This window comes from Salipaludibacillus sp. HK11 (assembly GCF_047795645.1).
GTDB lineage: Bacteria > Bacillota > Bacilli > Bacillales > Salisediminibacteriaceae > Salipaludibacillus.
This window is the reverse complement of the sequence record NZ_CP181045.1, coordinates 1,493,824-1,507,983: the sequence shown is the minus strand read 5'-3', so window position 1 is coordinate 1,507,983 and position 14,160 is coordinate 1,493,824. Positions and strand designations below refer to the sequence as shown.

General features: G+C 35.8%; 12 protein-coding genes. 10 read left to right on the top strand and 2 right to left on the bottom strand.

Annotated features, from left to right (window positions below):
* Positions 1–726: 726 nt before the first annotated feature.
* The 4 genes from ACM26V_RS07455 (at position 727) to ACM26V_RS07440 (ending at position 3,408) form a co-directional block, all read left to right on the top strand.
* Complete coding sequence (locus tag ACM26V_RS07455) at positions 727–1,263, top strand: ribonuclease H-like YkuK family protein (RefSeq protein WP_416150794.1); 537 nt, start codon at positions 727–729, stop codon at positions 1,261–1,263.
* Between the two features lie 153 nt (positions 1,264–1,416).
* Positions 1,417–2,124 (top strand): MBL fold metallo-hydrolase, encoded by a 708-nt coding sequence (locus tag ACM26V_RS07450; RefSeq protein ID WP_416150793.1) that lies wholly within the window; start codon positions 1,417–1,419, stop codon positions 2,122–2,124.
* Positions 2,125–2,142: 18 nt separating this feature from the next.
* Positions 2,143–2,721 carry a WHG domain-containing protein gene (locus ACM26V_RS07445; RefSeq protein ID WP_416150792.1) on the top strand — a complete coding sequence of 193 codons (579 nt, stop codon included), beginning with the start codon at positions 2,143–2,145 and terminating at the stop codon, positions 2,719–2,721.
* Between the two features lie 123 nt (positions 2,722–2,844).
* On the top strand, positions 2,845–3,408 hold the full coding sequence (locus tag ACM26V_RS07440) for a hypothetical protein (protein ID WP_416150791.1): 564 nt from the start codon (positions 2,845–2,847) through the stop codon (positions 3,406–3,408).
* A gap of 269 nt (positions 3,409–3,677) precedes the next feature.
* Here ACM26V_RS07440 and ACM26V_RS07435 read toward each other — a convergent pair whose 3' ends face one another.
* Entirely contained in the window at positions 3,678–4,550 is an 873-nt protein-coding gene (locus tag ACM26V_RS07435) for an RNA polymerase sigma-70 factor (protein ID WP_416150790.1), read from the bottom strand.
* Positions 4,516–5,835 (bottom strand): phytoene desaturase family protein, encoded by a 1,320-nt coding sequence (locus ACM26V_RS07430; protein ID WP_416150789.1) that lies wholly within the window; start codon positions 5,833–5,835, stop codon positions 4,516–4,518. The genes ACM26V_RS07435 and ACM26V_RS07430 overlap by 35 nt, the downstream gene beginning before the upstream one ends.
* A 1,160-nt stretch (positions 5,836–6,995) precedes the next feature.
* On the opposite strand from ACM26V_RS07430, the gene ACM26V_RS07425 reads away from it, so the two are divergent.
* The 6 genes from ACM26V_RS07425 to phnE (ACM26V_RS07400) all read left to right on the top strand — a co-directional run bounded on the left by ACM26V_RS07425 (position 6,996) and on the right by phnE (ACM26V_RS07400) (position 13,966).
* The gene (locus ACM26V_RS07425) at positions 6,996–9,032 is read left to right on the top strand and encodes an Ig domain protein group 2 domain protein (RefSeq protein WP_416151817.1); all 2,037 of its coding nucleotides are present in this window, start codon (positions 6,996–6,998) and stop codon (positions 9,030–9,032) included.
* A 175-nt stretch (positions 9,033–9,207) separates the two neighbouring features.
* Positions 9,208–9,933 carry a DUF72 domain-containing protein gene (locus ACM26V_RS07420; RefSeq protein ID WP_416150788.1) on the top strand — a complete coding sequence of 242 codons (726 nt, stop codon included), beginning with the start codon at positions 9,208–9,210 and terminating at the stop codon, positions 9,931–9,933.
* Positions 9,934–10,376: 443 nt separating this feature from the next.
* The gene (locus ACM26V_RS07415) at positions 10,377–11,411 is read left to right on the top strand and encodes a phosphate/phosphite/phosphonate ABC transporter substrate-binding protein (RefSeq protein ID WP_416150787.1); all 1,035 of its coding nucleotides are present in this window, start codon (positions 10,377–10,379) and stop codon (positions 11,409–11,411) included.
* A 142-nt stretch (positions 11,412–11,553) separates the two neighbouring features.
* Positions 11,554–12,336, top strand: coding sequence for a phosphonate ABC transporter ATP-binding protein (phnC, locus tag ACM26V_RS07410; RefSeq protein ID WP_416150786.1), 783 nt, complete (start codon positions 11,554–11,556; stop codon positions 12,334–12,336).
* Positions 12,329–13,144, top strand: a complete 816-nt coding sequence (gene phnE, locus ACM26V_RS07405) for a phosphonate ABC transporter, permease protein PhnE (RefSeq protein ID WP_416150785.1) — start codon at positions 12,329–12,331, stop codon at positions 13,142–13,144. Before phnC ends, phnE (ACM26V_RS07405) begins: the two co-directional genes overlap by 8 nt.
* Before the next feature lie 15 nt (positions 13,145–13,159).
* Complete coding sequence (gene phnE, locus ACM26V_RS07400) at positions 13,160–13,966, top strand: phosphonate ABC transporter, permease protein PhnE (protein WP_416150784.1); 807 nt, start codon at positions 13,160–13,162, stop codon at positions 13,964–13,966.
* Positions 13,967–14,160: the final 194 nt, after the last annotated feature.

Below are 14,160 nucleotides of genomic sequence, written 5' to 3'. Positions count from 1 at the left end.
GAATCACTCGCTGATTCGTTGCGATTTACGAATTCCAAGCGTCAATCGCTCTGAATCACTCGCTGATTCGGAGCGTTTTACGAATTCCAAGCGTCAATCGTTCTGAATCACTCGCTGATTCGGAGCGTTTTCCGAATTCCAAGTATCAATCGTTCTGAATCACTCGCTGATTCGGAGCGATTTACGAATTCCAAGCACCTATCGTTCTGAATCACTCGTTGATTCGGAGCGATTTACGAATTCCAAGCATCAATCGTTCTGAATCACTCGCTGATTCGGAGCGATTTCCGAATACTGAGTGTCAATCGTTCTGAATCACTCGCTGATTCGGAGCGATTCTCGAATTATAAATGTCTATCGCTCTGAATCACTCGCTGATTCGGAGCGTTTCTCGAATTCCAAACTTCTATGAGTCTGAATTTCGCTCTCTTTCAGACCGATAAAGTGGTGACTCCAGTCGGAAAAGCAATACTATTGAAAAAGCAATAACCCTTTTTCAGTTTCATAAAACCCCATTCTGCAACAACTGTTTTTAATTGTGAAACTCACTCAAATAAGTACATTTTTTTAAATGATACATATATCTAATGAAAAGGCTACAAAATACTAATGTAGTCTTTTTTTTGTAATTTAATATTATGATAATAGACAAAATAACCGAATACAAATCCTTTCTCATTGGTCAAATAACGTTATTCTTTAATGGAAAGCAGAGGGTATAATATTATGGGAAATTTCACAAAATGGAACTACTCATTTGAAAATTCGCAAGAAAAAAACATGACTTTTGCACAAGTGTTTGAGAGAATTGTTAAATTTATGAATCGATATCCAAACGGTAACTTTCGGTTAATGGTAGGAACGGATTCTCAAGTTCATCCTATGTATACTCGTTTTATCACTGGGGTTGTGATCCAACAAAAAGGAAAAGGTGTTTGGGCTTGCATTAGAAGAAACGTTGTTTCTAGAAAAATGACTAATTTACATGAGAGGATTTCTTTTGAAACTTCACTAACGGAAGAAGTGGCTTCATTATTTACTGATGAGCGAAAAGAGGAGCTTATAAATATTGTATTACCACACGTTTATAAAGGGTCTTCGTTTACGATAGAAGGACACATTGACATTGGTTGTGGGGAGAGAAATAAAACAAGAATATTCGTTCGAGAAATGGTATCTAGAATTGAATCAATGGGGATAGATCCGAAAATCAAGCCAGATTCATTTGTAGCTAGTGGCTATGCGAATCGATATACGAAGTAGCCTTTAAGAAAGGCTATTTCGTGTTTGGTTCTTATTTAACTATAGTGATGAGGAGGGTTAAGAGCGTATAAGTATTGCTAAAACTAATTAAATTAGTTATAATAATACTTGTATTAGTTTTTAAAATGTTTCAATTGAAGGGGTCTGATAATAATGCGTGTGACAAAGGTTGGAACTGTCTACCAGTTGTCTTTTATGCCACGATTCTTTCCTGTCAATTGTTATTTAGTAGATGAGGAAGATGAATTGACACTTATTGACGCTGCTCTTCCATATAGTACGAAGAGTATTATTACTGCGGTTAAACGCATAGGAAAGCCATTAACTAACATTATTCTTACTCATGCACACAGTGACCATGTTGGGGCACTTGATGAGCTCAAACGTATATTACCAAGTGTAAACGTTCATATTTCTTCTAGAGAGGCGCGTCTATTAACTGGAGACCGTACGATGCTACTAGACGAGCAGGATTCAGTCATTCGTGGAGGAATACCTAAAAACATTAAAACGAAACCAGATAATTTACTTCAAGAGGGTGATCGCGTTGGATCATTGGAAGTTATTTCTGCCCCAGGTCATACTCCAGGTCAGATAGCGCTTTTAGACATACGAAATCGTAGCTTAATCGCAGGAGATACTTTCCAAACGAGAGCTGGAATAGCCGTGTCAGGCACTATGAGGCTTACGTTTCCTTTTCCGGCTTTAGCCACTTGGAACAAAAAAATAGCTCTTGAAAGTGCGAGGAAACTAAGAGAATATGAACCTAGGTTATTAGCAGTTGGACATGGGAAGATGCTTCAAAATCCAATACATGATATGAACCAGGCAATCGCGGAATCTGAGAAGAAACTTCAATGATTTAAAGGAGACAATAGAATGGCACGTAAAGGACTAGACATACCAATTATTTTAAGAAAAGCTACGCAATTAATTGATGAAAATGGACTCGATCAGATTTCGATTGGGTCGCTGGCTAAGGAATTAGAAGTACGTCCACCGTCATTATATAATCATCTGAAAGGTTTAGATGAATTAAAACAGAGATTAGCAGTGTACGGGGTTGAAAAGCTTTATGATTATATGGTAGAAGCGGCGGTAGGTCGTTCTAAAGATGATGCGGTTCGAGCGTTGAGTAAAGCATATGTGAGATTTGGACACGAGCATCCGGGTCTCTATGAAGCAACTTTTCGAGCGCCAAATCGCAGTGACAGTGAATTGCAGCAGGCACAGGAAGCCGTTGTGCAGTTAATTGTGAGAGTTTTTGAATCTTACGGTTTGAAAGGTGAGATGGCCCTTCATACAGTTCGCGGGTTACGAAGCTTGTTGCATGGTTTTATTTCAATCGAACAAATGGATGGTTTTGGACTGCCGCTTGACTTAGATGAGAGTTTTTCAATTATTATTGATACCTATCTAGAAGGAATTGATTCAATTGCAAAAAGAGAAGGGAGGTGAAAGGGTGAGTTGTTTTTACTCTATGGTTAATAAATTATGATAGAAAATATATATTTTTTTCTTGATTCGAAACTAATCAAATTAGTTTTGGTGAAAGCTTCAGTAAAAATGGAGGGGTAATAAATGTCTAATGAATATTCAATACGTTTTATTGGTGGAATATTATCTGTGGCATCAGGCGTACTTCTCTTTTTCACCCATTTGTTTGGATTAATCGGATCCACCGAGCTTATTACAATCTTTTCAAAAAGTATCGTTTTATTTGCACATCTTATGATGGTTTTTGTTTTTATTGCTATTTACGAATCGGAGCTGGTTAGAAAAGGGCTTGTGACAATGGTGGGGATGATTTTCAGCGTTTTTGGCACAATGCTTGTATCAGCGATTGTCTATGTCGAGATTGCAGGTGCATCTGGAGTTGAGATGGAACATGTGTTTAAAGCTCCTGTTGCAAGTACAATTTTTTTAAATGGACCACTAATGTTCGTTTTCGGAATGATTCTATTTGGAATACAGTTAATACGATCAGATTCTTCTTCGCGCTTGGCTGGATTGCTTCTTGTGTTGGGGACGATTGTTTTTGCAACAGGAAGTATAGTCATTGATGCAGAAATCATTTTTTCTGTTATAGGATCAGCACTCACAGGGAGCGGCTTTGTACAGTTAGGACTAATGTTAAAAAGGTAGGTTGAAAACTTGTATAATTGCACATGTTCAATTAAGAAAATAATAATAGGATAATACAAATGCTTTATCAAGTCATATAATGTCATAAATTATTCGAGTTTATTGATATATATCAGGAGTGGGACGGAATAAAATATTTTTGATATCCTTGCCGCTCAGTGTTGTTAAGATTTAACACACTGAGGGGAAGCTACGAAGTGGGCGGCGAAACATCAAATAGATAACATTCAGTTAGAATGTTATCTATTTGATGTGATTTAAGTGCAATTTTACAGCGCTTGGGGCCTAGGAAGCTTATCAGGATTTATAATAATGTAGATTTCATTGATTTTGTCTTGAATGATATAGAAGCTAATGACACTATGAATGTTGTTATTCGCATGTGTAACGAGTGCGGGTTGGCCGTTGACTGTTTTTACCTCAAACGAAAAATCTACCGGAACGTTTTTAACAATATTTGATAAAAAAGTCACGACATTCGAGTAAGTTTTTATTGGACGTGTAGCAGCTTTTACTTTTCCGCCACCATCAGAGTATAGGGTAATATTTTCCGTAATAAGTTCTAACAAACTAGTGAGATCTTGTACTTGAAACGCTTGGATAAATTGATTAACTAATGCTTTGTTATTTTCATAATGTAAGCTTTCATTTTCGATTGCATGAAGCTTTTGCTTCGATCGGCTAAATATTTTTCTACAGTTGGATTCAGTTTTTTCAAGGATATGAGTGATTTCTGGGTAAGAGAAACCAAATACCTCTCTGAGTAATAGTACTGCTCGTTCATGTGGTGTTAGATGCTCCATCATTCTTAAATAAGCAATGCTTAAGCCCTCTTTTTGCAGAAATGATTCGGATGGATTCGCTTCTTGTGAATGTTCTAACATTAATGGTTCGGGGTTCCAGGGTCCAATATATTGCTCACGTTGATATCTAGCGGATTTTAATACATCTAAACAAATATTGGTCATCGTTTTACAAAGATAGGCTTTCTTGTTTTCTACTCCGTGATTTTCCATGCGGTAGACTCTTAAAAATGTTTCGTGCATCATATCTTCAGCGTCAACGACGGAGCCTAGCATACGGTACCCTAATGAAAAAAGCAATGGCTTATATAGCATGTATTCTTCGCTTGTGATCTGCACTTTTACTCCTCTTTTCCTTATCAATGATTGTATGTGCTGCTCGTTTTGCGCTGCTTATTGCGCCTTCAGACAGAATAGAATCTGGAGATACCCAGTCTCCTGATACATAGATCCCTGAATCATTCAATTTAAGTCTCTGGAGTCTTTGTTCATCGCCGACTAGCGGTAATCTCTGATTAACAATGATGTTAGGGAGGAAACGACTTGAAATCTCATACTCTCTCCATCTTGGTTGCATTTGCTCCAAAAAGTGTTCGAGTTCATTCTTTATCTCTATGGGATCAAGGCTATCATTAGGGTGATGGTATTTAAATACATGTAGGACGTGACTTAAACCAGTTTTTGAAAGCTGGGCATAAGTAGAATGAACAGAATAATAGATCTTATTCGTTAATCCCATCGCGAATAACCGTTTAGGACAAGGTAACTCGTTTAGTGCAATATCAAGTGTTGCCCCTTTTAAAGGAGTTACTTCACTTAGAAAGTGATCCGTATCATAGGTGTTGTTTTTTGGTATCATTTTCGATAACTCGTGAGGACCTGTTGTAGAAATAACATGCTTTGCATAAAATACTTCGTCATTAGAAGTACGTATTTTTACCTGGTCATTTTCCAATGGGATGATTTGTTGGGCAGATGTCTTTTCTTGAATTTTAACACCTGAAACGATGGCTTTATTATGCAATTGGTCAATCATCATTTGCCATCCATTATTTAGATAAATAACGCCGCTCATACCTGTTTGGATTTGTGAGATAATTACTTTAGCACTAACCATCTCGGGAGCGTGACAGTATGCGGAAAGTCTAGCAAGCGTGTAAAGTAAAGCCCGATTCTTTTCTGATTTGGCAAATTGATTCACGAATTGTTGAAACGTTTGGTTTGCATATTCATCAGGTTTTAATCCGCGAATCTTCATTAAGATAGAAAGCCACTCTATCTTTTCCTTCCAATTCAGATATTTTGTTGAAAACAATTCCACGGGAGCAAAGGGTGCGGCATATTCTTTGTTGTTTTCAACTAAAATACCATGTAATTTAGGCGACTTGCCATCGAGAGTAAGACCTAACTCAGTAAGAATTTTTTTTGCCTCACCATTTTTATATAATGCGTGAGGACCTAGGTTAAAATACTGATCTGATAAAATATCTGTTCTTGCTCTTCCACCGACCTTTTTGCCTTTTTCCAACAATAAAACGGACAAGTTTGCTTTTGCTACAAAGGTAGCAGCTACATAGCCAGCTAACCCTCCTCCGATAATAATAACATCCCAACTTTTACTCATTGATAAAACCTCCTTAAATTCTTATATAACGTATAACGAGTAAGGAAGTTATTTGTGACAATGAAATTAGTTTTTTTCTTTCTAATGTATTTTTATTCTAAGCATGCTATTTGAAATATTAGCTAAGCTAAGGTTTTCTCTTTTATAATTAGCATTAGACTGATGGTTTGTAACTTAATTATCAAATGAAAATTTGAACGAACAAATCGTTCATTCAACTAGGGGAAGGAGTGTAAATAAATGATAAAAGGGATATCCAAAGCCGGTATCGGTAATGTTGGAGACATAAAACAATATATCCAACTTGCTGCAAACTATGATTTTAAAGCGATTGATATTGACGGACAATCGTTATGAAACAGAAATGAATATATTAACCGCATGTATGTCAAAAATGCGTGCGGTTTAAAGTTTATATCTAGGGATTGGTCGTAAAAAGTGTGCATAGCGTTTTTTAACAATAATTGATGAGATCGTTCTTTACATCCACCTACCAATCTTTTCTGTCGACATGCTCCCATCCTTACGAATCCTATGAATTCTTGATATCCCTAATTTCACCTAAGAATAAATATAATTTTAAAATAATCAGAAAAAACAGAAAATTAAGCGTAGGTCATGTATAATTAAATTATCCTTAATAATTTTCTTATGAGATATTTAAGGAATAACTCTACTCTTTGCAATAGACAATTCCGTATTTATCAGAGTGGAAGGGGTCATTCATGTTTTTTGCGTTATTCGGAAAATTCGTCAAGTGGCATCGAGAAAATGCTTTGCAGTATCTGGGCAGGATTTTCTTTTCCATCGGCAAGAGCGAAACTAGCAAAGAAAGAAGGTGTTTCGACATGAAAGAGCCATCCCTAGTTTATATAGTAGGAAAGACTCTTTGGTGTTGCCTTTTTCAAAACGAGAACATACTCCAGACATTGATGATGAGGGCACTTGACTAGTGCAAATTTTTGGTAATGAATCCCTTGCGAGTAACTCCGATAAAAGAAGCGGAACCCCTTTAATAATCATTATTTTTTGTTATTCAGCTTTCTTTATTTATAAATATTAAATCAGAATTTCCTAATTATGAGACTATTTTAGTGGTGAAAGTAGTAACTATAAATTATGAAAATGGAGGGGTATAATTGTATAAAAAATTGAGTTGTATGTTGTTAGCTGTTTTATGTTGTATAAGTTTGCTTTATGCTGTTACTTCTGCGGAAGGGCCTTTAGATCCCGCACCGGAATTATTTCCTACAGGTTCACCAAATGGAAAGTCAGTACTGTTCGATAATACACATGGTCAAACGGCAGGGGCAGCAGATTGGGTAATTGATGGTGCTTTCTCAGATTTTGCTGAAGCTGTTGCAGATGAAGGTTACTACGTTAAAGAATTAAGAATGGAGGGGCGATTTACGTTAGGTGATTTAACTAATTATGATGTGTTTGTTATTCCTGAAGCTAACATTCCATTTTCGATTCATGAACAACAGGCAATGGAAGATTATGTTGGACAAGGCGGAAGTATATTTTTTGTTGCCGATCATTATAATGCAGATAGAAACAAAAATAGATGGGACTCATCCGAAGCTTTTAATGGCTACAGGCGGGGTGCATGGAACGACCCTACACTAGGTATGAGTCAAGGCGAAGCCGATTCATTTTATATGCAGGATGTAGAAAGTTCTAATTGGTTATCGGATAATTTTGGTATTCAGATTCGTTACAATGCATTAGGTAATGTTCTTGCCGATTCTATAGTTAATCCATCTCAGGCATTTAATATTACAAATAATGTTAGTACGATGACTATGCATGCTGGCTCTACATTGGCTATTACCGACCCAAATAAAGCAAAAGGTATTGTTTATCTAGAAGAAACGACAGAGGCATGGCCATTCGCAGTTGATCAAGGTGTTTACAATGGCGGAGGTATTGAGGAAGGACCTTATGTTGCAATATCTAAACCAAATATAGGAAAAGTTGCGGTTATTGGAGATTCTTCTCCGGTCGAAGACATTGAGCCTAAGTATAAACGTGAAGAAACTGGACAAACAAAAACAACATATGATGGTTTTTATGATGAGGATAATCATATATTATTAATAAATCTGATTAATTGGTTAGCAGAACAAGAAAATTACACATCGTTAGCTCAAGTGAATGGACTAGATTTAGATCAGAAAACTGTCTTATTGGAAATAGAAGATCCAGAAACATCAACTGAGCCAGAGTATGAACCGTGGGCAGAACCGGCAGATGGATACAAATGGTGGGATCGAAGTACTTTTAAAGAAGGTTCGTATGGATATGTAGAACCAGGAAATTCTGAGGGTTTACTAGAGAAATTTGAACTTGGAAATAAAGGGTCATATGACTCGGGAGATGTGACACTTGAATCTGGCACTTGGGAGTTTAATAATGCGCTTTTAGGTTCACTATCATCGGACAAGAAAAATGATACTAAGTCTAGCCGTATTCGTTCAGCGGGATCAATCGCAATGAACTTTGATGTCAGTACTGCTCATAGTGTAACATTACAACATGCTAACTTCGGCAATGATACTGCTGCTACTTGGAAATTACAGAAATCAACAAACGAAGGTTCAACTTGGATGGATATAGGTGGCCCATTTAGTAGCGGGTCTGTATTAGAAGAGAAAACCATTGTTGTGAATGAATCACAACCGGTTCGATTTAAGGTCTTAGTGGAAGGAGCAGTCGGAGATCGTATCAATATTGATGATTTCACTATCACTGAACTTGAGCCAGCAATTATTGAAAGTTTTGAGAGTGGAAGTAAGGGGTCATATTCATTAGGAGATGTGACACTCGAAACGGGTACTTGGGAGTTTAATAACGCGCTGTTGGGTACATTGTCTTCGGACAAGAAAAATGATACTAAGTCTAGCCGTATTCGTGCAGCAGGATCAATTTCAATGAACTTTGATGTCAATAGTGCTCAAAGTATAAAATTACAACATGCCAACTTTGGCAATGATACTGGTACTACCTGGACACTTAAAAAATCAACAAATGAAGGTTCAACTTGGACGATTATTGGGGGACCATATAGTAGTGGTTCAACATTAGAAGAGAAAATCATATCTGTGAATGAAATGGAATCGGTTAGATTCAAAATCGTCGTCAGTGGAACAACCGGAAATCGTATCAATATTGATGATTTTTCTATTATTCAGTGAAATTTATATTTGACGTGTCTATATTAGATTTCAAGATAGAACCTTGCACGCTTCCTAATAAGGGAAATGAAAAGTTTGCCTTCCTTTTCAAGTAGTTCATCAAATCAAGTGAAATTCAATGTTAATTCATTTTTTATGTGTATTTGTAAGAGAGTGTCTTTTTGAAGGGAGATTAATGATGATAAAAGTTGGACTTTTAAGTTCGACCTTGGTCGATCGTGAAAATACTAACTGGAAAAATCGATTTAAAAAATATAGTAAAAATTTCTCTATTATTGAATTAGACAGCACATTTTATGCTATCAAAACGAAGGAAAATTATATTCGTTCAGTCGATGAAACACCAGATAACTTTAACTTCATTGTTAGAGCTTATCAAGGTATGACCGGTGACCGTCGATATAACTCTCAATTCAGCGGTCAAACTGATATGTACGATGCTTTTAAAGAGTCGGTAAAGTATGTGGCAAGTAAGAATAAGTTAAAAGCAGTTCTATTTCAATATCCATCATGGTTTGATTGTAATAATAGAAATGTTAATTTACTGAGAGAAACTAAAGAAAGAATGAATAATATTCCAAGTGCTTTGGAATTAAACCATCATAGTTGGTTTTCTCCAAATATCTGCGACAGGACAATGAGCTTTATTAAACGTGAAGGATGGATTCATAGTATAAGTGATAAATTTAATGAGCAGGAAATTAATGAACTTTTCTCAATAATACAATTGACAAATGTTCAACATCTCATTGTTCATAGCCATGGTTATGACTGTATAAATGATTTACTTAAGTTGAGAGACAAGCTTGAAATATTAAAAAAAAAGACAAGTGAAATAAATGTTATTTTTAGTACTGATTTTAGTATAGGTGCAAAAGAGTTAATAGAATTGACTAAATAGCAAGATAATATTTTATCAGATTCACAAATCTATTTATTAGGCTCCTTCCACTCACAAAATAATGGGAGAGCATTTAATATGTATTCTATAACTATTATCATTCTATATAGGAGTTTTAGCGAGGGTGTCGTGTCTTATTGAGGAGTTTATATGTAGAGACTAGATTTAGATCAGACCTATTTTATAGTCTGACCTTTTTTTTAAAACTTAAATATTCATTATATTCTGAACAATATCTAGACGGAAGTTTAGAATTGGTGTATAGTAATAATCAAATCTCTCACAAGGGAAAAATTTCCTTTTAATGAAGGTCAGACGTTTTACTTTTATAAGACTTAATATTGTATTGTACTTACAAAATTATAGATAGTACAACATTCAACTGGAGCTCTTTGTAAAATTAACTTAGTTTCAATATTTTAAAATATAAAGGGGACAGTGAGATGAAACAGAAACTATTATTTTTATTTGCAATTTTAGTGTTATTTGTAGGGTGTTCTTCGAATGAAGAAAGTTCCACTAATAATGAGGAAGGAATCACTTCTATTGAGGAGCTTTCGATAGGTTTTGTTCCATCGAGAGATCCAGATGAAATTATTACAGCAACAGAACCTTTAAAAGAATTATTAAAAGAAGAGTTATTAGCATTGGATTATGATGTAGGAGAAGTTGATATTACAGTTGGAACAAATTTTGAAGCGGTAGGAGAAGCTCTTTCGGCAGGCACTACAGATATTGGTTTAATACCAGGTGGAACGTTTGTGTTATACGATGACGGTGCTGAAGTTATTTTAACCGCCACAAGAGCTGGCTTAAGCATCGATTCTGATGATGCGAAAGATTGGAATGATAACAAACCAACAGAACCAACTGATGAACAAACAAACTATTATCGCGCACTGATTATTGGAGGTCCTTCAGAAAAAGGGCAAGAATTAGCTGAAAAGGTGGATAACGGCGATGGTTTAACATGGGAAGATATTGATAGTGCCACTTGGGCCGTTATGTCATCATCATCTCCTGCTGGTTATATCTATCCGGCATTGTGGCTTCGTGAACATTATGATCACACTATCACGGATTTAGATAACGTCGTTCAAACGGATTCGTATGGTAATGCTTTTGCTCGTTTAGCTTCTGGTCAAATTGACTTATTGGTTACTTATGCGGATGCAAGAAGAGATAACGAGGAGAATTGGACAGAAGACTTCGAACGTAGTGAATCTATATGGGAGGAAACAAATGTCATAGGTGTTACGCCTGGTATTTACAACGATACCATCAGCGTAAGTAGAAATTCAGATATTATGGACGATAATTTAAAAGCAGCATTACAACAAGCTTTTATTAATATTGCAGAAACGGAAGATGGAAAAGAAGTCATAGAAATATATAACCACGAAGGTTATATAGAAGCGGAATCTTCTGACTATGATAACGAAAGAGAAGCGCAAAAACTTGTACAAAGTTTAGAGTAAAAAGGTTTCGGTAAATTAATTTAGTCAACTCAGATGAGAATATCAGATCGGTGGTGTTCTCATCTGTTTTACTATTTGAAATTGCTTTTGCTATAAGTTTGTTGTTATCAATGGCAGGTAAAAAAGATTGGAGAATTATACTATGATTGAATTTATAGATGTTGAGAAAATCTACGGCAAAGACGTTAAAGCGTTACAGAAGATAAATTTAAAAATAGAGCAAGGAGAATTTGTGGCTATTATTGGTCTTTCAGGTGCAGGCAAATCAACCTTGATTCGTTGTATTAATCGAATGCATGATATTACATCTGGAAAATTATTGATTGATGATGTCGAAGTAGGAGATTTAAAAGGGAAAGAAGTTCGCCATCTTCGTAGAAGAATTGGGATGATATTTCAGTCTTTTAATTTAGTGACACGCACTACGGTGATCAAAAATGTGCTTGTTTCTTTTGTTCCGGAAATTCCAGTATGGCGAAAAATAACAGGTATTTTTTCAAAAGAAAATAAAATCAAAGCGTTAGAGTCACTCGATAAAGTTGGTATTTTAGATAAGGCTTACGTTCGTGTCGATCAGCTTTCTGGGGGGCAACAACAACGAGTTGCTTTAGCACGTACATTAGCACAAGATCCAGCTATTATTTTAGCAGATGAACCAATAGCTTCATTAGATCCAGTTACTTCTAAAATAGTCATGAATGATTTCAAAAAAATTAATCAAGAATTGCAGATTTCTGTCATTATGAACATTCACCATGTGGAAGTCGCGTTGGAATATGCGAACCGCATTATCGGTATTAACGATGGGAAAATCGTTTATGATGGAAAAGCGAGTGAAGTAACGCAGGTTATTCTTGACGAAATCTATGGTGGCAAAATGGAAGAAGCCGACCCTAAAGTAGAGGAGAAGCTAGTAGATGTATGATAAAATTTTCCGACCGAAAATTGTTACTCTCTCAAATGGAAAAACGGTACTAGAAAAACGATCACGTGTACCTTTTATTCTAATTTTATTAACCTTAGCAATTATTATTTCTGTAGAATTTACTAATTTTAATTTAATTGTACTTTTAAATAGATGGCAAGAGTTTTTTGTTATTGTGGGAGAGATGTTCCCTCCAAAATGGGAAATATTACCTGGGTTATGGCAACCTTTAATGGATACGATTAAAATGTCTTTACTTGGTTCGATTGGAGGTTCAATTGTTGCAATGCCCTCTGCCGTACTTGCTTCTTCAAATATAGTCAAAAACAAAGTAATTGTAACTCTAAGTAAAATTATTCTTAGTGTGTTGCGTACACTCCCAACTCTTGTGTCAGCGCTTATTGCAACATTTATTTTTGGTTTAGGAACAATGGCAGGTACGGTAGCGATCTTTTTATTTACTGTTGCATACGTAGGGAAACTACTATATGAACAAATTGAAAACGCAGATATGGGTCCATTTGAAGCGATGGAATCTTTAGGAATGACAAGAATTCAATCTTTTCGTTACGCAATTATTCCGCAAGTGCTGCCTAATTACATATCGACTTCGCTTTTTTGTTTTGAAGGAAACATTCGCTATGCTGCTATCCTTGGATATGTTGGGGCAGGCGGAATTGGTCTTCTATTAAATGAACGCTTAGGCTGGCGAGATTATTCAAGTGTTGGTGTGATTCTGCTATCGTTAATCATTACGGTATATATTATCGAAAATATTAGCGAACATTTCAGGAAAAAGTTAACATAAAGGAGCATTTCTTTCATGACCACAGTAGAAAAGAAACTTTACGCTGACCAAGGAAATAAACACTATATATTCGGAGTGGTATTAATCGTTTTCATCCTATTTGTATGGTCTGTTTCGGCAATTGATTTGAAAAATATGGAGGAAAGTGGACTCTTAATCGCTACAAACATCATCAAAGGTATTATTAATCCGGACCTTCATTTGTTATTTAACCTGACTTCAAGAGGTGTTATTTTTCTCCTGCTTGAAACAATTGCAATAGCATTTTTGGGAACAATCATGGGTTCGATTTTAGCTGTCCCTCTTGCATTCTTATCTGCGTCAAATGTAGTTCCTAAACCGGTTGCTTATTCTACCAGACTGATTCTCATTGTTATACGAACAGTCCCATTCATTGTTTACGGTTTAATGTTTATTCGTGTATCAGGACCTGGACCATTTGCTGGAGTACTTACGATTTCCTTAGTGTCTATCGGGATGTTATCTAAGCTATATGTAGATGCAATTGAAGATCTAGATACAAAAGTCTTAGAATCGATGACATCGATCGGGTGTTCTACCTTTGAAAAAATCAGATTTGGTATTTTACCGCAATTGTTCGCAATGTTTTTGTCAATCATGATTTATCGTTTTGATATGAATTTACGAGATGCTGCCATCCTCGGATTAGTTGGAGCTGGTGGGATCGGGGCACCGCTTATTTTTGCGATGAACGCTTATCGATGGAATGAGGTCGGTTCGATCTTAATTGGATTAGTTGTTCTAATTCTATTAGTTGAACTAGCATCAAATAAATTAAGGGGAAAGTTAGTGAACGGATAAGACTAGTCAATCTAGTATCTTATTTACCGAAGTTACAAATTTAGAAAACTATTGATGAAATGGTGATATGAATGGCTGTAGTGAATATTCATAAATTATTGTATCGAAAAGTAGTTGAGGAAATAAAAGAAAAATTATAATTGGAGAATTTCAAGCTGAAGTTAAGTTAGGAAGAGTTCACGGTATGGGCTGCA